This is a genomic window from Burkholderia sp. AU31652, from assembly GCF_002223155.1.
Taxonomy (GTDB): domain Bacteria; phylum Pseudomonadota; class Gammaproteobacteria; order Burkholderiales; family Burkholderiaceae; genus Burkholderia.
On record NZ_NKFG01000002.1, the window covers coordinates 172,170 to 191,903 of the forward strand.

The 19,734-nt window shown below is 67.1% G+C and carries 17 protein-coding genes and 1 pseudogene; 10 read left to right on the plus strand and 8 right to left on the minus strand.

Features of this window, described 5'->3' with window-relative positions; translation table 11 throughout:
• Nucleotides 1–255: 255 nt before the first annotated feature.
• Complete coding sequence (locus CFB40_RS02240; protein WP_069247001.1) at nucleotides 256–1,101, minus strand: M15 family metallopeptidase; 846 nt, start codon at nucleotides 1,099–1,101, stop codon at nucleotides 256–258.
• 121 nt (nucleotides 1,102–1,222) lie between these two features.
• On the opposite strand from CFB40_RS02240, the gene CFB40_RS02245 reads away from it, so the two are divergent.
• Together CFB40_RS02245 and CFB40_RS02250 are read left to right on the plus strand one after the other, a co-directional pair.
• Complete coding sequence (locus tag CFB40_RS02245; protein ID WP_089424366.1) at nucleotides 1,223–2,194, plus strand: phage tail protein; 972 nt, start codon at nucleotides 1,223–1,225, stop codon at nucleotides 2,192–2,194.
• A gap of 208 nt (nucleotides 2,195–2,402) precedes the next feature.
• The gene (locus CFB40_RS02250) at nucleotides 2,403–3,428 is read left to right on the plus strand and encodes a transporter (RefSeq protein WP_089424367.1); all 1,026 of its coding nucleotides are present in this window, start codon (nucleotides 2,403–2,405) and stop codon (nucleotides 3,426–3,428) included.
• 35 nt (nucleotides 3,429–3,463) lie between these two features.
• On the opposite strand, the pseudogene CFB40_RS02255 reads toward CFB40_RS02250, so the two are convergent.
• Nucleotides 3,464–3,610, minus strand: a pseudogene (locus CFB40_RS02255) (DUF1427 family protein); the annotation flags it as partial.
• A gap of 27 nt (nucleotides 3,611–3,637) precedes the next feature.
• Nucleotides 3,638–4,615 (minus strand): quinone oxidoreductase family protein, encoded by a 978-nt coding sequence (locus tag CFB40_RS02260; protein WP_089430532.1) that lies wholly within the window; start codon nucleotides 4,613–4,615, stop codon nucleotides 3,638–3,640.
• 162 nt (nucleotides 4,616–4,777) lie between these two features.
• On the opposite strand from CFB40_RS02260, the gene CFB40_RS02265 reads away from it, so the two are divergent.
• Nucleotides 4,778–5,698: a LysR family transcriptional regulator gene (locus CFB40_RS02265; RefSeq protein ID WP_089424369.1), complete on the plus strand. Its 921-nt coding sequence runs from the start codon at nucleotides 4,778–4,780 to the stop codon at nucleotides 5,696–5,698.
• Nucleotides 5,699–5,821: 123 nt separating this feature from the next.
• On the opposite strand, the gene CFB40_RS02270 is transcribed toward CFB40_RS02265, so the two are convergent.
• Nucleotides 5,822–7,990 carry a M1 family metallopeptidase gene (locus CFB40_RS02270; RefSeq protein WP_089424370.1) on the minus strand — a complete coding sequence of 723 codons (2,169 nt, stop codon included), beginning with the start codon at nucleotides 7,988–7,990 and terminating at the stop codon, nucleotides 5,822–5,824.
• Between the two features lie 643 nt (nucleotides 7,991–8,633).
• Between CFB40_RS02270 and CFB40_RS02280 the strand changes: the two genes are divergently transcribed.
• From CFB40_RS02280 to CFB40_RS02290, 3 genes are all read left to right on the plus strand, one after another.
• Nucleotides 8,634–9,128 carry an LEA type 2 family protein gene (locus CFB40_RS02280; protein WP_089424371.1) on the plus strand — a complete coding sequence of 165 codons (495 nt, stop codon included), beginning with the start codon at nucleotides 8,634–8,636 and terminating at the stop codon, nucleotides 9,126–9,128.
• Nucleotides 9,129–9,266: 138 nt separating this feature from the next.
• Nucleotides 9,267–10,400: a methyltransferase gene (locus tag CFB40_RS02285; protein WP_089430533.1), complete on the plus strand. Its 1,134-nt coding sequence runs from the start codon at nucleotides 9,267–9,269 to the stop codon at nucleotides 10,398–10,400.
• Between the two features lie 89 nt (nucleotides 10,401–10,489).
• Nucleotides 10,490–11,380 (plus strand): class I SAM-dependent methyltransferase, encoded by an 891-nt coding sequence (locus CFB40_RS02290; RefSeq protein WP_089424408.1) that lies wholly within the window; start codon nucleotides 10,490–10,492, stop codon nucleotides 11,378–11,380.
• Between the two features lie 83 nt (nucleotides 11,381–11,463).
• Here the strand turns inward: CFB40_RS02290 and CFB40_RS02295 are convergent, their stop codons facing one another.
• Nucleotides 11,464–12,036 carry a DUF1415 domain-containing protein gene (locus tag CFB40_RS02295; RefSeq protein ID WP_041492730.1) on the minus strand — a complete coding sequence of 191 codons (573 nt, stop codon included), beginning with the start codon at nucleotides 12,034–12,036 and terminating at the stop codon, nucleotides 11,464–11,466.
• Nucleotides 12,037–12,091: 55 nt separating this feature from the next.
• Nucleotides 12,092–12,712 (minus strand): TetR/AcrR family transcriptional regulator, encoded by a 621-nt coding sequence (locus CFB40_RS02300; RefSeq protein ID WP_089424373.1) that lies wholly within the window; start codon nucleotides 12,710–12,712, stop codon nucleotides 12,092–12,094.
• 219 nt (nucleotides 12,713–12,931) lie between these two features.
• Between CFB40_RS02300 and CFB40_RS02305 the strand changes: the two genes are divergently transcribed.
• The 3 genes from CFB40_RS02305 (at nucleotide 12,932) to CFB40_RS02315 (ending at nucleotide 16,425) form a co-directional block, all read left to right on the plus strand.
• Entirely contained in the window at nucleotides 12,932–14,215 is a 1,284-nt protein-coding gene (locus tag CFB40_RS02305; protein WP_089430534.1) for an MFS transporter, read from the plus strand.
• A gap of 165 nt (nucleotides 14,216–14,380) precedes the next feature.
• Nucleotides 14,381–14,986, plus strand: a complete 606-nt coding sequence (locus CFB40_RS02310) for a nitroreductase family protein (RefSeq protein WP_089430535.1) — start codon at nucleotides 14,381–14,383, stop codon at nucleotides 14,984–14,986.
• 188 nt (nucleotides 14,987–15,174) lie between these two features.
• Nucleotides 15,175–16,425 (plus strand): Hsp70 family protein, encoded by a 1,251-nt coding sequence (locus CFB40_RS02315; protein ID WP_089424376.1) that lies wholly within the window; start codon nucleotides 15,175–15,177, stop codon nucleotides 16,423–16,425.
• Nucleotides 16,426–16,524: 99 nt separating this feature from the next.
• On the opposite strand, the gene CFB40_RS02320 is transcribed toward CFB40_RS02315, so the two are convergent.
• Nucleotides 16,525–16,728 (minus strand): cold-shock protein, encoded by a 204-nt coding sequence (locus CFB40_RS02320; RefSeq protein WP_006477070.1) that lies wholly within the window; start codon nucleotides 16,726–16,728, stop codon nucleotides 16,525–16,527.
• Nucleotides 16,729–17,148: 420 nt separating this feature from the next.
• Between CFB40_RS02320 and CFB40_RS02330 the strand changes: the two genes are divergently transcribed.
• Nucleotides 17,149–18,747: an APC family permease gene (locus CFB40_RS02330; RefSeq protein ID WP_089424377.1), complete on the plus strand. Its 1,599-nt coding sequence runs from the start codon at nucleotides 17,149–17,151 to the stop codon at nucleotides 18,745–18,747.
• Nucleotides 18,748–18,859: 112 nt separating this feature from the next.
• On the opposite strand, the gene CFB40_RS02335 is transcribed toward CFB40_RS02330, so the two are convergent.
• Complete coding sequence (locus tag CFB40_RS02335) at nucleotides 18,860–19,651, minus strand: DODA-type extradiol aromatic ring-opening family dioxygenase (protein ID WP_089430536.1); 792 nt, start codon at nucleotides 19,649–19,651, stop codon at nucleotides 18,860–18,862.
• Nucleotides 19,652–19,734: the final 83 nt, after the last annotated feature.

Sequence of the window (19,734 nt, forward strand, 5' to 3'; positions counted from 1 at the left end):
CCGAGCGGCAAGGGTGGCGCCGCGATGTGTCGCCATGCTGTCAAACGGGATGAAGGGGGCTGGCATCAATGCGCCCGCGGCATCGGAGAAGGCGCGCGCATTAACGAAAGGACGCTGTGAGATTTAAAACGGAAGCGGCGGCCGGAAAAATTCGCGCACCGGAATGCATGATTTTTTGCGCCGCCCATATCGTTTCCTGCCGGGATATTAAAAAGCCCCATGCCGCCCTCATTATTTCCTGTCCGGCAGCCCTGGCTAGCTGCCGCGTCCCAGTTTAAAACCGGGTTTATGGTATTCCACGTGCCCGAGATCCATCATTTTCCAGCGGCCCCCCCAGGTCAGGCCAACCTGTTCGGCGACCTGGCCATACAACTGGTAGCCGCGCATCGCCCACGGATCTTTCTCGGAGATGACCAGCTTGCCGTCGCGCAGGAATGCGTTGTCGGCCGCCAGCCCGAATTGGTGATAACTCTGGAAGGCGGCCGCGTTGGTCACGTTGGTGCCCATCTGCGCCAGCCGGTTCTGCCGTTCCGGGCTCCGATAACCTTCCAGCAACGCCATTTCATAACCATATTGTTCGTGCATGATCTTGTAGACCAGCAGCAAACGCGTACGGAAATCCGGATCCAGCAGGTTCCAGTCGCGGCTCGCATCCTTCAGCGCCGGGCGTACCTGTTCGACTTCCTTGGTGGCGAAGACTTCCGGCGGCAGCGGCGGGGGCGGCACGAGTTGTTCGCCCTGCAGCAGCGCGGCGATCTTCTCGTCGGGCACGCGCGCCGTGTCGTCGTACTGGAACAATTGCCGGCCGCGTAACGCAATGGCGACCAATGGCGGCGTCGCAAGAATACCTGCCGAGACCATAATCATCAAGCGCCGGCGAACCAGTAAATTTTGCACGTCGTTTAAAGCACCGCGCGTAGCGCTTGCCGATTTAACAATCTGACTTCGCGTACGCGAGGCGCGATCGTTCGCGCGGCGCGTTAGACGGCCGTGAAACTGGGCGACGGATTCGAATACGGTCGCGCGGATACCCGGTAAAAGCAACAGTGCCGCAACCGCTACGGCAAGGGCGAAATAGGCGACGAGTGCGACGGCAATCAAAGAAATCCCCGGAAATTGGAATTGATTGTGTTTTGCAATGCTTGCTCTTAGAATCAGGCTGCTTCGAGAGGCCGGGCTATATTATCGCGGTGAATTAAACCAGGATTCAATGAGACGCTGAATGAGTGCGCCGGAAAATTCAAATTCGAAATCTCCGCCCAGCCTGCTGTCCGATACCAAACCGGCAGGCGACGGAGCTCAGCAGTCGCGCATTCTCGCGAATCTGGAAGGACGTGTCACGCCGCCGGCCGAGGCGCCGCGCCGTTCGCTGAAGGCGCCGATCGCCGCCGTCGTGGCCCTGGTGGTCGCCGTCGGCGGCTGGGGCGCATGGCGCATGCAGCATGCGGGCGAGCAGGCCCCCGCCGTCACGGCCGAGGCTGCGCCGGCAGCCGCTGCGCCGGCGAAGGCCGCAGCGGCCAGCGATGCCGCCGTGCAGGTCGCGCAGAATGCCGCGTCCGCCGCATCCGCCGTGCAACCGGCCACGATCGTCAACGACGACGCAGCTTCCCGAACCGTTGCATCCGCATCGTCCGCGTCCGCCGCGGACAACAGCCGCCTGTCGCGAGCGCTCGCCAATGGCGCCGACGACGCATCGGGTGCGGCCACGGCCGGTGCGGCCGCCGCTGCTGCTGCCGCGACGACCAAAACCGCGAAGGCCGACGCCGCGAAGGGCGACGCCGCGAAGAGCGCGAAGATCGCCGCGCACGGCAAGACCGATACGAAGGCCGACACGAAAGCCGAGGCCCGCAAGCGTCACAAGGAACAGCAGGCCGAGCTCGCGCAGGCGAAGAAGCATCGCGACGCGACGCCGGCCCGTACCGCGAAGGCGGGCGGCAAGGACGATCCGGATGCGGACCTGCTCGCGGCGCTCGTCGCGCGCACGAAGCCGGCCGACAAGAAGCTCGCCGCGCAGAAGGCGCAGGCCGTGCCGACCAAGACGGCCGCGACGACCGGCTCGCTGGCGTCGCGCGTGAAGGAGTGTTCGGAGCGCGGTTTCTTCGAGGATCAACTGTGCCGCTGGCGCGTCTGCGATGGTCACTGGGGCAAGGATCCCGCGTGCCCGAGCGCCGCGCAGTCGGAGACGCGGCAGTAACGCGTCCTGCGCGTGTCGACCCGCCGCACCTGCGCCGCCCGTTGGGCGGCGCGTTGCTTTTGGGGGCCGCGGAACCGGACGGTATGATGCGGCGTGACGCTGTCACCGGCGCGTCATGCCCATCGGGCATACGTCTCCTTTCCATTTCCGGCGCGGGTGCGCGACCCGTTTTGCGCGGCGCGCCGTGTGCAGCACGACCTTCGACACGATGGACCTGATCGTACAGACTTACGGCGCCGATACGTCCGGCATGGTGTGCGGATTCCGCTTCGTTCCCGGCGGCTCCGGCGCGACGCTCGATGCGGACGCGGCTGCCGCGTGGCTGCGCACGTGCCGCGCGCACGATGCCGCGTCGGACGATTTCGTCTGGCTGCACTTCAATCTCGCGCACGGCGCGAGCGAGCGCTGGATGCGCACGCATCTCGAGCTGCCCGACAGCTTCTTCGAATTCCTCCACGAAGGCTCGCGCTCGACGCGCATCGAGCAGGAGGACGGCGCGTTGCGCGCGATCGTCAACGACGTGATGTTCAACCTCGAACTGACGCCGTCGGAGATCGCGACGCTGTTCGTCCACGTCGAGCGGCGCATCATGGTCACCGCGCGGCTCAAGCCGCTGCGCTCGGTCGACACGCTGCGCGCGTGCGTGCGCGACGGCGAGCAGTTCAGGTCGCCCGCGGAACTGCTCGTGCACCTGCTGCGCGACCAGGCCGACCTGCTGATCCAGATCATGCGGCGCACGAGCGTCGACGTCGACCGCATCGAGGATCGCTTCCTGTCGCAGCGGCTCACGTCGAGCCGCATCGAGCTCGGCGCGATGCGCCGCACGCTGACGCGCCTGCAGCGCATGCTCGCGCCCGAGCCCGGGTCGATCTTCCGGCTGCTCGCGAAGCCGCCCGCGTGGCTGCATCTCGAAGACGTGCAGGAGCTGCGCGAATCCACCGAAGAGTTCTCGCTGGTGCTCGCCGATCTGGCCGGGCTCAACGAGCGGATCAAGCTGTTGCAGGAAGAGATCGGTTCGCGTCTCGACGAGCAGAACAACCGGACGCTGTTCACGCTGACGCTCGTGACCGTGATCGCGCTGCCGATCAACATCGTCGCCGGCTTCTTCGGGATGAACGTCGGCGGCGTGCCGTTCTCGGAGAACAAGCACGGCTTCTGGCTGATGGTGCTGCTCGTCGCGGGTTTCACGGCGCTCGCCGCGTGGTGGGCGTTCCGTCGGCGCGACGACCGCTAGCACCATCGGCGCCGTATCGACGCATCGACACGTCAGCGCAGCAGCGCGATCGCGCGTTCGCCGATCACCATCCCGAGCAGGCCCACGAGCGCGACGAGCGGCGGGGCGGGCGAGCGCACGTGCAGCAGTGCGTACACCACGCCGACGCCGAGGCCCACCGCGAGCGAAGTCACGTAATCCATCATGGCAGTCTCCCGTGTGGTCCGGCGTCAGGGCTTGAGGATGACGCGCTCGCGCGCACCGGCCAGCACGGCGCGATACGCGTCGTGTGCGCGCTCGAGCGGGTACACGTAGTCGTCGCCGATCGGGAATGGGCGCAGCGTGCCGTTGCCGAAGCCGGGCGCGAGCGTGTCGAGGATCTGCGCGACCGTGGCGCCGCCGAGCTGCAGCGAATCCACGCCCACGAACGTGTGCTGGCCGCGATAGAACGTGAAGATGTCGAACGGCACGCTGCGGTCGATCGTCGAGATGAAGATCTGCCGCGCGCCGATCGCCATCGACGCGTTCGCCGCTTCGAAGTACGGGCTGCCCACCGTGTTGTAGACGATGTCCGCGCCGTGGCCGCCGGTTGCCGCGCGCACCGCGTCGGCCACCGGTTCTTTCGACGCGTCGATCATGTGCACGTCCCCCGATGCATGGCCGCGATAGCCGCCGGCGCTGCGCTCGACGCCGATCACGGTCGCGCCGTGCGCGCTCGCGAGCTGGATCGCCGCCTGGCCGACCTTGCCGTTCGCACCGAACACGAGCACGACGTCGCCGGCCGTCGGCATGCCGGCGCGGCGCAAGCCTTCGTACGCGGTGACGAACGGCACGCCGACGCCGGCCGCTTCGTCGAGCGTCAGCACGGCGGGCTTGCGGCGCACCAGGGCCGCGTCGAGCACGAGCCATTCCGCATGCGAGCCGTCGCGATGCACGCCGAGATCGCCGCCCGAGCCCCACACCGGCGCGCCGATCCAGCCGTCCGGGCCGCTGCGCACGATGCCGGCCCAGTCGCGCCCGGGCGTGCGCGGCCATACCGCGTGCGGCATGCGGCCGAGCGCGGCTTTCACGTCGCTCGGGTTCACGCCGGCCGCGCGCACCTCGATCAGCATCTGGCCGTCGGCCGGGACGGGCGGGTCGATTTCCCTGACGCGCGCGTCGAGCGACTCGATGTCGGCGGCGGGGGCGTCGAAGCGGATGCTGCGCATGATGATCTCCGTGGCGGATGGCTGTCGCGCGGCCCGATGGGGGCGGTGCGTGCAGCGAGTGGAAAGGATGCATGCAGTCTAGTCGGCCCGGTTTGACGCGGAAACGCGCAAAGGCGGATGATTGCTTTGCGTTAAACGCATAGCCAATTTCGAAGGCACCGAATGGACGACTTTCTTTCCCCGCATCTGGCGCTGTTCGTCGACGTGGTCGACCAGCAGAGCTTCTCGGCGGCCGCGCGCCGGCTGGGTGTCGCCGCGTCGTCGGTCACGCGGCGCATCGACCGGCTCGAGACGCAGCTCGGCATCCGTCTCCTGCATCGCACCACGCATGCGTTGCGGCCGACCGAGGCCGGGCAGTTGCTGTACGGGCGCGCGACGCGGATGCTGGCCGAGCTGCGCGGCCTGCAGGAAGACTTGCACAGCCAGCACGACGAGCCGAGCGGGCTGCTGCGCGTCGACTGTCCGGCGCCGTTCGGCCGCCGGCATCTGATGGCCGCGCTGGCTGCCTTCATGCAGCGTCATCCGGCGCTGCAGGTCGACCTGGTGCTGACCGACAGCATGGTCGACCTGCAAGGCGCGCGGCTCGGCTCCGACGTCGATCTCGCCGTGCGCATCGGCCCGCTCGAGGACACGCGCTTCGTCGCGACCGTGCTGGCGCCGCAGCGGCGCGTGCTGTGCGCGAGCGCGGCGTATCTCGCGCGGCGCGGCGAGCCCGAGTCGCCCGACGCGCTCGCCGGCCACGACTGCCTCGCCTGGCACGGTGCGCCGCCGCCGGGCGCATGGCGCTTCGGCGAGCGCCGTCACGTGCCGGCGCAGCCGCGGTTTCGCAGCAATCATTCGGAAGCGTTGCTCGAAGCCGCGATCGACGGGCTCGGTCTCGCGCACCTGCCGACCTGGCTCGCGGGCGACGCGCTGCGCGACGGGCGCTTGCGCGCGGTGCTGCCGCAGTTCGCGGCGGCGCCGGAGCCGGCGACGATCCACGTGTTGCGCCAGCAGGCGCGCGGCACCGCGCGCGCGTCGCGGCTCGTCGCGTTTCTCGCGACGTGGTTCGCGCAGCCGGCATGGGATGCCGCGTGGGCATGACGGCGGGCGGGTGCCCGTGCCGAAAGAAAAAAGGGCCTCGCATGCGAGGCCCGTCAAAGGTCGGAGAAACCGGTACGCCGGCCGGCAGCCGCAGGCTGCGCGGCGCCGGCCGGAGGCGCACCGTTACTGCGTCACTACCTTGCGCGGCTTGAAGATGCCCTGGTAGTGCAGTGCCGGGCGTTCCTTCGTCACCGGCTCGAGGCCGCCGAAGGTCGGCGTCTGACGCAGCTTCATCGCGGCCGGCGAAGCGACCGAGCCGATCGACGTCGAGCGCGAGGCCGGCGCGAGGTTGTTCGCGACGAGCAGTGCGGCCTCGCTCTTCAGGTTCGCGAGCAGGACCGGATCGGTCGAGCCGTTGACCTGCGTGAGCAGCCCGCTCCAGGCCGCGTCGCTGTAGTTCACGACGTAGTAGTCGAGCCCGCTCGGGTCGGCGACCACGCCCGAGCAGCCGTCGACGCGCGTTTGCGTCTGCGTGTCCTTCAGCGCGAGCGTCGTGCGTTTCGCGAGACCCTGGCCGTACGCGAGCGTGATCGGCACCGTCCATTGCAGGCCCGGATACGCGTTCTTGTTCGGGAACGGCTGCTGTTTCAGCGTGATGACCGTCTGGTTCTTCGTCAGGTCGCACTGCGTGTCGAGCGAGATCAGCGGCACGCCGGTCTGGCGGACGTAGCTGTCGCCGATCGCGCCGATCGCCTGGCCGCTTTCCTTCGACAGCGCATCCCACAGACGCTTCGGCGTACCGTTGCCGAACGAGTAGTCGACCAGGTACTGCTGCAGACCCTTGCGCAGCGTCTGTTCGCCGAGATAGTTCTCGAGCGTCTTCAGCACATGGCCGCCCTTGTCGTACGTGAACGCGCTGGCGCTCAGCACGAAGTCGTTCGACGCCCAGCCGTTGAAGTTCGGTGCGACCGGGAACGCGTTCGGGCCGATGTCACGATTGATCACGCGGTACTTGTTCTTCACCTGGTCGAGCCAGCTGAACTCGTCGGGGAAGAACTGGATCGTCGTCTTCGTCTCGAAGAACGTCGCGAACGACTCGTTGAGCCACACGTTGTCCCACCAGTCGGCCGTGACCAGATCGCCGAACCACTGGTGGGCGACTTCGTGCGTCAGCACCTCGTTGCCGTAGTGCGACATCGGCTGGCCCGGCTGCGGCAGGATGTCGTCGGCGAACTCGAGGATCGATCCCCAGTTCTCCATCCCGCCGAAGTTCAGGTCCTTCTGCTCCTTGAACGCGTCGTTCGCGGCCACCGTGTCGAACTTCGTGAGCGGCAGCGCGATGCCCGTGTAGCGGTAGTAGAAGTCGAGCGCCTGCTTGGTGCGGTCCATCGCCGGCTTCGCCCAGTCGCTCATGCCCGGCGGCGTGAACACGCGCAGGTGCAGGCCGCCCTTGCCGCCCGGCAGCGGGCTCGTGAAGTCGTCCTCGTAGGTGTCGAACAGGCCACCGCCGAAGAACAGCAGGTACGACGGCATCGGCGGGGTCTTCTCGAACTGCACGAGCTTGTAGCCGCCGCCGACGTTGGTCGACGGCTTCTCGGCCGCGTTCGACACGACCCGCCAGCTTTGCGGCACTTCGGCCGTCACTTCATAGGTCGGGCGGAACGCCGGCTCGTCCCAGCCCGGGAACCACTGGCGCGACAGGTTGGTTTCGCCTTGCGTGAGGATCGCGCCGCTCGTCTTGCCGTCGGTGCCCTTCAGGTCGACGCGGAAGACGCCTTCCGCGGCCGAGCAGCCCGGGTACGGATCGTTGCCGCAGCTGCCGCCGGTGTGGTTGACCGGATCGTCATACGACTTGAAGTTGATGATGCCCGACCATTCCATGTGCAGCGAATAGTTGCCCGGCGAGATCGTGCCGCTCACGGGGCGCAGCTGGTAGAAGTCGCCCTTGTCCTGCGGCGTCGCGATCAGCTGGATGTTGCCCGGCTGCAGCGTGATGCGGCCGTTCGTGAACTTGATCCGGTGGCCGGCGATCACGATGTTGTTGACCGGCTTCAGCACCTTGATCTCGACGTCGGCACGGCCGTCGAACGCGTTCAGCGCGTCGTTCGGGCGGAACCACAGCCGGTAGTTCACGGGTACCACGGTGTCCGGCAACTCGACAGGCGAGACGCTCTTGTCGACGTTGGATGCGCTCGGCGGCGCGGTGACGGTGGGCGACGAGCCCGAGTGCGGCGCGCCGGCGGAGCTGAGCGCGGACGCCGAGCCCACGCCGCCGTCGTCGCCGCCGCACCCGGCTAGCGCGAGCGCGGCGACGATCGGCAGATAACGCATCTTGCGAATGTTGATCGACATGACTGAAACCTCGATTGTTGAAAGAATCGTTCAGTGCTGCGAAAACGCCGGCAAAAACAATCCCCTCGCCGTTAATCAACAGCGATGAAAATGCCAATGACGGATTATTCGAAAAGACGGCGGCCGACTACGTGAAGGTAATCATGGTTTACTGCCCCCTCTGGATTTCCGGATGTCGGTTAACTTGCCGGTTCAAAATGGCCGGGCGCGTGTTGTACTGAATTGATTTCGCGCGCACGACACGGAGCCGCACGCCCTGGGCGGGCGTGCTTTCCCCTTTGAACAGACGACCTACGGGGCTGGCCGGGCCTCGTCGCAGGATGGCAGGAAGGCGTGTCGCCGTTCCGTAAAATCACCGTCATGCGGCTTCAAGGTTTGTCGGCTTGCTCGAAGGATGCGTAAATATACTTGATGGTTTTAGGTAAAGGAAACGAAAAATTTAGAAATTGCATCTATTGAATTCGTCGTGCTTCATTGAATGCTGGGGAGCATTAATGCGCTTTCCGTTTGGCATTTGTTTTCGTAGTTTTAATCTATTAACGATCTCGCGTGGCTGCGAAAACTACGAAACCCGGCGTACCGGGGTGGGCTCGGTACAATGCAGCGACGATCCGCTCACCGATTGCCGCGAGGAGGTTCTCCCATGCCACGCACCTTGTTCCGTATCGCGCCGCTGCGCGCCGTGCTGCTGCTGTTCGCCGCCGTGCTCCTGCTCGGCGGCTGCGCGGGGCTGACGCGCGACCCGGTGCGCGTGACGGTCGCCGGGCTCGACCCGCTCGTCGGGCAGGGCCTCGAGATGCGTTTCAGCCTGAAGCTGCGCGTGCAGAACCCGAACGACGCGCCGATCGACTACGACGGCATCTCGGTCGCACTCGACCTGAACGGCACGCCGTTCGCGAGCGGCGTCAGCGATCGCTCGGGCACCGTGCCGCGCTTCGGCGAGGCCGTGCTCGACGTGCCGGTTTCCGTGTCGGCCTTCGCCGCCGCGCGGCAGGCGTGGAACCTGCCCGGCGCGGCCGCGAACGGCGCGCTGCCGTATGCGCTGCGCGGCCGGCTCGCGGGCGGCGTGCTCGGCACCGTGCACTTCAACGATGCGGGCACTTTGCGCCTGCCCGCGATGCCGGGGTGGGGCGGCTGAACCCGGCGAGCACGGCGGCGCGCGGCGCGGGCCGGCCCCCGCGCTTTGCCGCGCGGGCAAAGCGCGGTATGGTGTGAGCCGCGCGGCGCCCGCCATACCGTCGCGCTGCCCGTTGAAGCCAACCGTAACCGAGTTCGCGTGACCGATTTCCCTGTTTTCCACTGGACCGACGCCGACGGCGCCGATCATGCCGTGCGCTGGCGCTCCGAAGCCGGTGTGCAACCGCCGAAGCGCGCGGTGCCTGCCGACGACCGCCTCACCGCCGACGCGGCCTACCGTCTCGCCTGCGAGGGCACCGCGCTCGTCTGGCAGGGCGATTTCCAGAATGCGCGCCAGCTCGTGCAGGCGATGGCGCGCCGTGTCGAGCGCAAGCCGAAGAAGGCGAAAGCCGCGGCCGGCGTCGACGCGTTCAATCTGCATCGTCTCGCGCAGTCGCAGCGCGCCCGCACGCTCGGCATGCTGCTGATCCCGCTCGAGGCCGACTACACGATTCCGCTGCGCCGCGCGCCCGACGTGCGTGCCGCATGCGAAGAGGCGTACGGGCCCGGCGGCGCGCCGTCGGTCGTGTCGCTGCGCGAACTGCTCGGCCTCGTCGGTGCGCACGAATGGCGCAAGAAAGGGGTGCCGATCCCGGCGCTCGGCGGCGCGCCGATCCATCCGCACTACGGCGTGTTCTCGCCGGTGCGCGGCGAATACGTCGAACTCGTCGCGCGCGCGCCGCTGCCGGCGACGTCGCTCGCGTTCGACATCGGCACCGGCACCGGCGTGCTGGCGGCCGTGCTGGCGTCGCGCGGCGTCGAGCGTGTCGTCGCGACCGACCAGGATCCGCGCGCGCTCGCCTGTGCGCGCGAGAACGTCGAACGGCTGGGCCACGCGGATCGCGTCGAAGTCGTCGAGGCGGACCTGTTCCCGGCCGGCCGTGCGCCGCTCGTGGTCTGCAACCCGCCGTGGGTGCCGGCCCGGCCGAGCGCGCCGATCGAATACGCGGTCTACGATCCGGACAGCCGCATGCTGCGCGGTTTCCTCGCAGGGCTCGCCGCGCACCTCGAGCCGGGCGGCGAAGGCTGGCTGATCCTGTCCGATTTCGCCGAGCATCTCGGCCTGCGGCCGCGCGACACGCTGCTGCAATGGATCGACGAAGCCGGCCTCGTCGTGCTTGGCCGCGACGACATCCGTCCCGCGCACCCGAAGGCGATGGACGCCGACGATCCGCTGCACGCGGCACGCCAGGCCGAGGTCACGTCGCTCTGGCGGCTCGGTGCACGAGCCTGACCGCGCATTTTCGGTAAACTGTCGCCATTCCTCACGAATTCCCGCCGCCGGGCCGTGGTCGACCGACCGTGGCCCGGCGCCGCATCACGATGTCGAACAAGACCCACGAAATCCGCCCGGAGCAATCCGTCGAGCTGCTGAAGGAACTGCACATCCTCACCCGCGACGGGAAGCTGAACCAGGACAGCCGCCGCAAGCTGAAGCAGGTCTATCACCTGTTCCAGTTCATCGAGCCGCTGCTCGCCGGCGTGCAGGCCGAGCGTGGCAGCGTGACGCTCGTCGATCACGGCGCCGGCAAGTCGTATCTCGGTTTCATCCTGTACGACCTGTTCTTCAAGCAGCAGCCGGGGCACGGCACGCCGGCGTTCGCGTCGCACGTGTACGGGATCGAGACCCGCGAGGAGCTCGTCACGCGTTCGGCCGAGCTTGCCGCGCGGCTCGGGTTCGGCGGCATGTCGTTCCTGAACCTGTCGGTCGCCGATTCGATCACGTCGCCGAAACTGCCTGAAACGGTCGACGTCGTCACCGCGCTGCACGCGTGCGACACGGCGACCGACGACGCGATCCGTTTCGCGCTCGCGAAGCGAGCGCAGCACATCGTGCTGGTGCCGTGCTGCCAGGCGGAAGTCGCGGGCGTGCTGCGCAAGAACAAGGGCAAGTCGCTCGCGAACGCGCTGACGGAAGTGTGGCGGCATCCGCTGCATACGCGCGAATTCGGCAGCCAGATCACCAACGTGCTGCGCTGCCTGCAACTCGAAGCACACGGCTACCAGGTCAGCGTGACCGAGCTGGTCGGCTGGGAGCATTCGATGAAGAACGAGCTGATCATCGCGCAGTACAAGAACCTGCCGCGCCGGCGGCCCGGCGAGCGGCTGAACGAGATCCTCGGGATGTTCGGGCTGGCCGAGCTGAACGCACGCTTCTTCGTGCCGGAGGCTGCGGCCGCGGGCGGCGAGGTCGTCGAACCGGCCGCCGGCTGATCTGCGCGTAGGCGGGCGCGTCGCGTGCGGCGCACGTTGTACGCCGCCCGTCGCACGTTACACGCCGTCCGTTGCACGTCGCGTCAGACGTCGTCGCCCGGCCGGCGCATCCATTCGCGCCAGCCGTCATGGCCGAGGCGCCGCAGCGTTTCCTGATTCTTTTCGTAGATCGCGGACGCGTCCGGGAACGCGTCGACCGCGCGCGCGATGCTGTCCTCGCGCAGCAGGTGCAGGATCGGGTACGGCGCGCGGTTCGTGTAGTTCTCGATGTCGTCGGGCTCGCTGCCCTCGAACCGGTAGTCCGGATGGAAGCTCGCGATCTGCAGCACGCCGTCGAGCCGCAGTTGCCGCACCAGCCGGTCGGCAAAGAACAGCGCATCGTTGTAGTCGATGAAATCGGCGAACGCATGCGGGAAGATCACGAGCGTCGTGTCGACCTGCTGCGGGTCCGCCGCGTCGAGCGCGCGCAGTTCCGTTTCGAGTTCGGCGAGCGCGTCTTCCAGCGTCGTCGCTTCGCTGATCGCGTAGCGCACCTGTTCCTTCACATAGACGCTTTTCGCGAACGGGCACAGATTGAGCCCGATCACCGCGCGCGCGAGCCAGTGCCGCGTGGCGGCGAGGATGTCGTCGTGCGATTCGGGGCGGGTGTCGGTCATCGTGAAACCAGTCGGGCGGAAGGGCGGCAAGGGCCGCATTGTAGCGGGCGTGCCGTCACGCGCAGGCGGCTTCGATCAACTGCGTGACGAGCGCGGGCGCGACGCCGATCGGCGTTTCGCCGTGCCGGTAGGTCTGGCTTGCCGCGTAGATGCCTTCGATCACCAGCGCGAGCGAGTCGGCGAGCGCCTGCGGCTGCCGCGCGCCGGCGTCTTCGCACAGCGCGACGAGCCGCTTCATCAGTTGTTCCTTGTTCTGCGCGACGCGCTCGCGCGCCGGGTGCGACGCATCCGGGAATTCGGCGGCGACGTTGACGAACGGGCAGCCGCGGTAATCCTGCTGCGTCGCGCGCTCGGCGAGATCGACGAAATACTGGATCAGCTGCGCTTTCGGCTGGCCCGGGTGCTTCGCGACGCTCGTGTTGAAGCGGTCGAAGAAGCACGCATCCATCCGCTCCAGGTACGCGAGGATCAGCTCGTCCTTCGACGAGAACTGGCGATACAGGCTCATCTTGTTGACGCCCGCGCGCTCCACCACCGCCTCGACGCCCACCGTCCGAACGCCTTCCTTGTAAAACAGCTCCTCGGCGGCGCGCAGCAGGTGCTCCTGCGCGGTGGCGCCGTCGATCGGGCGGCGCGTGCGGCGCGGCAGCGGTTTGGCGATCTCGATGCCCGACATGATGACCCTCGACTGCATATTGGATTGCTTGACATGTTACCGATTGGTCACTACGATCGCAACACACTTGTGACCGGTCGGTAACAAAGCCGACCGGATCGACAGACAAATGCCAAGCGTCGGCCCGGGTCAGCCGATGCAGCGTGCGGCGGAGGAGGCCTGGCAGGGCGAGCGGCGCGGGTGCGGAGGCACCGGAGCCGCCAACTGGAGAACGCGAAGATGAACTGGGCGGTGACACGAATCGGCGGGCGCTTCCACTACGGATGGCTCGCGGCGGCGGTGGTATTCCTGATCCTGCTGGCGGCGGCCGGCACGCGCGCGACGCCGAGCGTGCTGATGGTGCCGCTCGAGCGCGAGCTCGGCTGGAGCCGCGCGGCGATTTCGCTGGCGATCTCGGTGAATATCGCGCTGTACGGACTGACGGGCCCGTTCGCGGCTGCCGCGATGCAGCGCTTCGGGCTGCGTCCGACCATTCTCACCGCGCTCGTGACGATGAGCGCGGGCGTCGCGCTGTCGTCGATGATGACGCAGAGCTGGCAGATGGTCGTGATCTGGGGCCTGATGGTCGGCTGCTCGACGGGCGTCGTCGCGCTGACGCTGTCCGCGACCTTCGTCACGCGCTGGTTCCATGCGCGGCGCGGCCTCGTGATGGGGATCCTGACCGCAAGCACGGCCACCGGCCAGCTCGTGTTCCTGCCGATGCTCGCGGCGATCGCGCAGCGCCATGGCTGGCGGCCGGTCGTGCTGGTCGTCGCGGTCGCGGCCGCGATCGTGATTCCGCTGGTTGCATTCCTGCTGCCCGAACGGCCGGCCGACGTTCAGCTGCGCCCGTACGGCGAACCGGCCGATGCGCCGTCCGCCCCCGAGGCGACGAAGGAGAACCCGCTCACGGTCGCGTTCCGCACGCTGCTGACCGCGAGCCGTTCGCGCGATTTCTGGCTGCTGTTCTTCAGCTTCTTCATCTGCGGCGCCAGCACCAACGGTTATGTCGGCACGCACCTGATCGCGATGTGCAGCGACTACGGGATGACGGAAGTGCAGGGCGCGTCGCTGCTTGCGGCGATGGGCGTGTTCGACCTGTTCGGCACGACGCTGTCGGGCTGGCTGTCCGACCGCTACGACAACCGCGTGCTGCTGTTCTGGTACTACGGGCTGCGCGGGCTGTCGCTGATCTACCTGCCGCACGCGTTCGGGGTCGATTTCTTCGGGCTGCCGCTGTTCGCGATGTTCTACGGGCTCGACTGGATCGCGACCGTGCCGCCGACCGTGCGTCTCGCGACCGACGTGTTCGGCAAGGCCGCGGCGCCCGTCGTGTTCGGCTGGATCGTCGCCGGCCACCAACTCGGCGCGGCGTTCGCGGCGCTCGGCGCGGGGCTGCTGCGCGCGAGCCTCGGCACCTACACGATCGCGTCGATGATCTCGGGCGGGCTGTGCATCGTCGGCGCGCTGATCGTGCTGAGGATCAACCGCGGCCCGTCGCGGGCAGCCGCGCAGGCGGCCTGAGCGCGGCAATCCGATGGCCCGGCCGGCCGTGCGACGGATGGCCGGGCAATGCACGCACGGCGATTTGCATAGCGCGGGAGGATCGGGCGCGCATCGGCTCAAGCGGGTATGCTTGCGGTTCGCCAGGGCGTTCGCGCCCCTTCATCGATGTCAGCGAGGAACCGCATGTCCGTCAAACCTGCTCCCACCACTGTTTCGATTCACGACCTGATCGCGGGCCGCTGGAGCCCGCGCGCGTATTCGGATGAAGCCGTCAGCGCCGGCGATCTGCACGCGGTGCTCGAAGCCGCTCGCTGGGCGCCGTCTGCCTACAACGCGCAGCCGTGGCGCTTCATCGTATTCGACCGCACGCAGGACGAAGACGCGTTCAAACGCGCATTCGCGACGCTGGTGCCGTTCAACCAGGGCTGGAATGCGCCGGCGCCCGTGCTGATCGCGGTGACCGCGCACACGCTCACGCCGAAGGGTGAGCCGGCTCCCACCGCGCTGTACGACGCGGGTGCCGCCGCGATGTCGCTGGTGCTGCAGGCACACGCACTGGGCTTGGCCGCCCACCAGATGAGCGGCTTCGACGCGAAGGCGTTCCGCGACGCGTTCGCGATTCCGGCCGACGTCGCGATTCCGTCGATCATCTCGCTCGGTCACTACGGCAACGTCGACAAGCTCGATCCGGTGCTGCGCGATCGCGAGAAGGCGCCGCGCACGCGCCACGCGATCGGCGAGGTCGTCTATGCGGGCGCGTGGAAGAAGGGTTTCGACGCGGTAGCCTGACCTGCCTGGCGGACGGGCTGCGTCGCGCATCCCGCCCGCATCGCTCTCCGGCGCGCCAGGTTGCGCGCCGCCGCCTCCAGGGCCCATTGCGCGGGACTGGTGGCCGGCCCCGGTTGTGATCCCGCGGGCTTCATGTTAAAAAGCCCGTCCTTTCCGTTTTCGCGCCGGCCCTGCTGCGGCAACTTCCCATGACTTACTGCGCGATCGATTTCGGCACGTCCAATTCCGCCGTGGCGCTGCCCGACGGCGACGGCATGCGCCTCGCGCCCGTCGAGGGCGACCACCTGACGCTGCCCACCGCGATCTTCTTCAACAACGACGAAGAGACGGTCGAATACGGCCGTGCGGCGCTGGCTTCCTATATCGACGGTTTCGACGGCCGGCTGATGCGCTCGATGAAGAGCATCCTCGGCTCGCCGCTCGCGGAAACGACGACCGATCTCGGCGACGGCAGCGCGATCGCGTACACCGAAATCATCGCGCGCTTCCTGACGCACCTGAAGCGCAAGGCCGAAGCCCGCGCGGGCGCGCCGATCGGCCGTGCGGTGCTCGGCCGGCCGGTGTTCTTCGTCGACGACGATCCGCGCGCCGACCGCCTCGCCCAGGACCAGCTCGAGGCCGCCGCGCGATCGGTCGGCTTTGCGGACGTGCAATTCCAGTACGAACCGATCGCGGCCGCGTTCGACTACGAGTCGCGCCAGCAGGCGGAGCGCCTCGTGCTCGTCGCCGACATCGGCGGCGGCACGTCCGACTTCTCGCTGGTGCGCGTCGGGCCCGAACGGATGGCGCGGCTCGAGCGCAAGGACGACGTGCTGGCCCACCACGGCGTGCACGTCGCGGGCACCGATTACGACCGGCGTGTCGAGCTGGCGGCGATCCTGCCCGCATTCGGCTACCGTTCGCTCGACCCCGAAGGGCGCGAGCTGCCGAACAAGATCTACTTCGATCTCGCCACCTGGCACCTGATCAACACGGTCTACACGCCGAAGCGGCTCGGCGAGCTGAAGCTGATGAAGCACCTTTACCGGGACGTGCAGCAGTACGACCGGCTCACGAGCGTGGTCGAGCAGCGGCTCGGGCATGCGCTGATGGCGCGTGCGGAAGAAGCGAAGATCGGCGTCGCGGCGGGCGGGGAGACGATGATCGACCTGAACGACGTGGAAGAGGATCTGCAGATCGCATTCGATGCCGACCGGCTCGTCGACGCGAGCCGCGACGACACCGCACGCATCGTCGACGCCGCGCGCGAGACGGTGCGGCTGGCGGGCGTGGCGCCGCGCGATGTCGGCGCCCTGTATTTCACCGGCGGCTCGACGGGGCTCGCGTTCCTGTCGGGCGCGCTCGCAGGTGCATTCCCGGATGCGCAACCGGTATTCGGCGACCGTCTCGCGAGTGTCGCGACGGGCCTCGGCATTCACGCGCAGCGATTGTTCGGTTGAATGCGGGCGGCTGAAAGGCCGCGATGCCGGTCGACCGGCGCCGAAAAACAAAAAGCCCCGCCGAAGCGGGGCTTTTTTTCACGAATTATCGCGCCAAGCTTAGACCGGACGGATGTTCGCAGCTTGCAGACCCTTCGGGCCCGTCTTCACTTCGAATTCAACCTTCTGGTTTTCTTGCAGCGTCTTGAAGCCTTCGACGCGGATTTCCGAGAAGTGCGCGAACAGATCGTCGCCGCCGCCTTCCGGGGTGATGAAGCCGAAGCCCTTTGCGTCATTGAACCACTTGACGGTACCGGTTGCCATGTTACTTGTTCCTAAAAAGATAAAACGGGGCCGAGGCCCATGGGGTGCGGAAAATCAAGGAAGGGGTAATAGGACCAACCGGAGTACCGTTGATGGGCGAACTACGAAAGAACCAATTCACTCGCCACTTGAAATCCTGCGAAGTCCTTTATACGGCTTATCAACCGCGTGGTCAACCGTATTTCCATGGACTCAGGGTTATTGCGGAGATCAGGTTTACAAAGCTTGCAAACGATGCGAATTTTTTGTAGGGGCCGAACGATTTTGGCGCCACGTTTGAGGTGCAACCGTTAAACTACGCGCCGCGTGGACGGGTTGCCCCGATCGGGTGACACGCCCCCCCAAAATTGCGTGCGCGGTGCTGTCCGAGCCGATCCCGGACCGCGGGCCGACCATGCTTTTTGAGACACAGGAGAGGATGTGAAGAGTTCTATTCAACGGAACATCGGCCCGTTTGCATTGATGCTGACGGGGCTGGGTTCGATTATCGGCTCGGGCTGGCTGTTCGGCGCCTGGAAGGCCGCGAAGATTGCCGGTCCGGCGGCGATCTGCGCATGGATCATCGGCGCTGTCGTGATTCTCGCCATTGCACTGACTTACGCGGAATTGGGCGCGATGTTCCCCGAGTCGGGCGGCATGGTGCGCTACGCGCGCTACTCGCACGGTTCGCTGGTCGGTTTCATCAGTGCGTGGGCGAACTGGATCGCGATCGTATCCGTGATCCCGATCGAGGCCGAAGCGTCGATCCAGTACATGAGCACGTGGCCGTATCCGTGGGCGCACGCACTGTTCGTGAACGGCGAATTACAGACGCTCGGCCTGCTGTTGTCGGCCGTGCTGGTCGTCATCTACTTCATGCTGAACTACTGGGGCGTCAAGGCCTTTGCGCGGGCGAACACCGCGATCACGATCTTCAAGTTCCTGATCCCCGGCCTCACGATCCTCGGCCTGATGCTGACGAGCTTCCATTCGGAGAACCTCGGCACGGCATCGAATGCAAGCTTTGCGCCGTACGGCTGGTCGGCGGTGCTGACCGCGGTCGCGACGAGCGGCATCGTGTTCGCGTTCAACGGCTTCCAGAGCCCGGTGAACCTGGCCGGTGAAGCGCGCAACCCGTCGCGCAGCGTGCCGTTCGCGGTGATCACGTCGATCCTGCTCGCGCTCGTGATCTACGTGCTGCTGCAGATGGCGTATATCGGCTCGGTGAATCCGGCCGACGTTGCGAAGGGCTGGGCGCACTTCAACTTCTCGTCGCCGTTCGCGGAACTCGCGATCGCGCTGAACCTGAACTGGCTCGCGATCCTGCTGTATGTCGACGCGTTCATCAGCCCGAGCGGCACCGGTACGACCTACATGGCGACGACCACCCGCATGATCTACGCGATGGAGCGCAACAACACGATGCCGAAGATGTTCGGCAACGTGCACCCGATCTACGGCGTGCCGCGCCAGGCGATGTGGTTCAACCTGCTCGTGTCGTTCATCTTCCTGTTCTTCTTCCGCGGCTGGAGCTCGCTCGCGGCAGTGATCTCGGTGGCGACGGTGATTTCGTACCTGACCGGCCCGATCAGCCTGATGGCGCTGCGCCGTTCGGCGACCGACATCGAGCGTCCGCTGTCGATTCCGCTGATGAAGCTGATCGCCCCGTTCGCATTCGTCTGCGCGTCGTTGATCCTGTACTGGGCGAAGTGGCCGCTGACGGGCGAGATCATCCTGCTGATGATCGTCGCGCTGCCGGTGTACTTCTACTTCCAGGCGAAGTCGGGCTGGACCGGCTGGGGCGACGACCTGAAGGCTGCCTGGTGGCTGGTCGCGTACCTGCCGACGATGGCCGTGCTGTCGCTGATCGGCAGCAAGGAGTTCGGCGGCCACGGCGTGCTGCCGTACGGCTGGGACATGGTGGTCGTCGCGGCGATCTCGCTGGTGTTCTACTTCTGGGGCGTGAATACCGGCTACCGGACCAAGTATCTCGACGAGCGTGAATCGCACGACGAGATCCTCGAGGGGGTCGGTGCCTGACGCGTGACCTGCCGCCGGATTCGGCGGCGGCAGCAAGCAGCGTAAAAAAACCCGTCCGAGCGATGCTCGGGCGGGTTTTTTGTTGGGCGGTCGGCGGCTGCCGCCCGACCGCTCAGGCGGTCGTGCCGGCGAACACGTAGTTCGTCATCGCGAGCACGCGCTGGTACGTGCCGAGCGACTGGATGCCGAGCTGGTAGTCGTCGTCCGCCGCGCCGAGTGCCGTGAACACCGGCAGCAGATGCTCGTCGGTCGGATGCATCAGCGCCGCGTGCGGCGCCTGCCGGCGGTAGTCGAGCAGCGCGTCGACGTCGCGCGCGGCCAGCTTCGCCTCGAACCAGTCGGTGAATTCCGCGACGCGCGGGTCCGCATCCTCCGGTGCCGCACCGAAATCGGCGGCGCGCAGGTTGTGCGTGATCTGGCCGGAGCCGATCACCATCACGCCCTCGTCGCGCAGCGGTCGCAGCGCGCGGCCGAGCGCGAAGTGGTGGGCGGCATCCGCGCGCGGCTGGATCGACAGCTGCGCCACCGGCACGTCGGCTTCCGGGAACATCAGCAGCATCGGCACCCACGCGCCGTGGTCGAGGCCGTGCTCGGTCGTCGCGGTCTCGATGCCGGCCGCATTCAGGAGCCCAGCCGCGCGTTCGGCGACCTCGGGCGCGCCGGGCGCCGGGTAGCGGATGTCGTACAGCGCCTGCGGAAAGCCGTAGAAATCGTGGATCGTTTCCGGGTGCGCGGCGATGCTGGCGACGGGGCGTTGCGTACCCCAGTGCGCGGACAGCATCAGCACCGCGCGCGGGCGCGGCAATTCGGCGGCGAGGTGCGTGAACGCGCCGGACGGCAGCGTCGGGTCGATCGGCAGCGTCGGGGCGCCGTGGGACAGGTAGAGCGAAGGCAAGCGGTTCATGGTGGTGGCCTGCAGAGGGATTTGCCTGTGACTATAGGCGCGCACCGGATATTGATAAATCCGCGTTCTGGAATTTGATTGAC

Bases quoted from the DNA above. Each gene is read 5' to 3' on its own strand.
- CFB40_RS02315 (WP_089424376.1), top strand. From the start codon at position 15,175: ATGACTTACTGCGCGATCGATTTCGGCACGTCCAATTCCGCCGTGGCG.
- CFB40_RS02300 (WP_089424373.1), bottom strand. From the start codon at position 12,712: ATGTCGGGCATCGAGATCGCCAAACCGCTGCCGCGCCGCACGCGCCGC.
- CFB40_RS02270 (WP_089424370.1), bottom strand. From the start codon at position 7,990: ATGTCGATCAACATTCGCAAGATGCGTTATCTGCCGATCGTCGCCGCG.
- CFB40_RS02290 (WP_089424408.1), top strand. From the start codon at position 10,490: ATGTCGAACAAGACCCACGAAATCCGCCCGGAGCAATCCGTCGAGCTG.
- CFB40_RS02280 (WP_089424371.1), top strand. From the start codon at position 8,634: ATGCCACGCACCTTGTTCCGTATCGCGCCGCTGCGCGCCGTGCTGCTG.
- CFB40_RS02320 (WP_006477070.1), bottom strand. From the start codon at position 16,728: ATGGCAACCGGTACCGTCAAGTGGTTCAATGACGCAAAGGGCTTCGGC.
- CFB40_RS02295 (WP_041492730.1), bottom strand. From the start codon at position 12,036: ATGACCGACACCCGCCCCGAATCGCACGACGACATCCTCGCCGCCACG.
- CFB40_RS02305 (WP_089430534.1), top strand. From the start codon at position 12,932: ATGAACTGGGCGGTGACACGAATCGGCGGGCGCTTCCACTACGGATGG.
- CFB40_RS02250 (WP_089424367.1), top strand. From the start codon at position 2,403: ATGGACCTGATCGTACAGACTTACGGCGCCGATACGTCCGGCATGGTG.
- CFB40_RS02310 (WP_089430535.1), top strand. From the start codon at position 14,381: ATGTCCGTCAAACCTGCTCCCACCACTGTTTCGATTCACGACCTGATC.
- CFB40_RS02245 (WP_089424366.1), top strand. From the start codon at position 1,223: ATGAGTGCGCCGGAAAATTCAAATTCGAAATCTCCGCCCAGCCTGCTG.
- CFB40_RS02260 (WP_089430532.1), bottom strand. From the start codon at position 4,615: ATGCGCAGCATCCGCTTCGACGCCCCCGCCGCCGACATCGAGTCGCTC.
- CFB40_RS02335 (WP_089430536.1), bottom strand. From the start codon at position 19,651: ATGAACCGCTTGCCTTCGCTCTACCTGTCCCACGGCGCCCCGACGCTG.
- CFB40_RS02265 (WP_089424369.1), top strand. From the start codon at position 4,778: ATGGACGACTTTCTTTCCCCGCATCTGGCGCTGTTCGTCGACGTGGTC.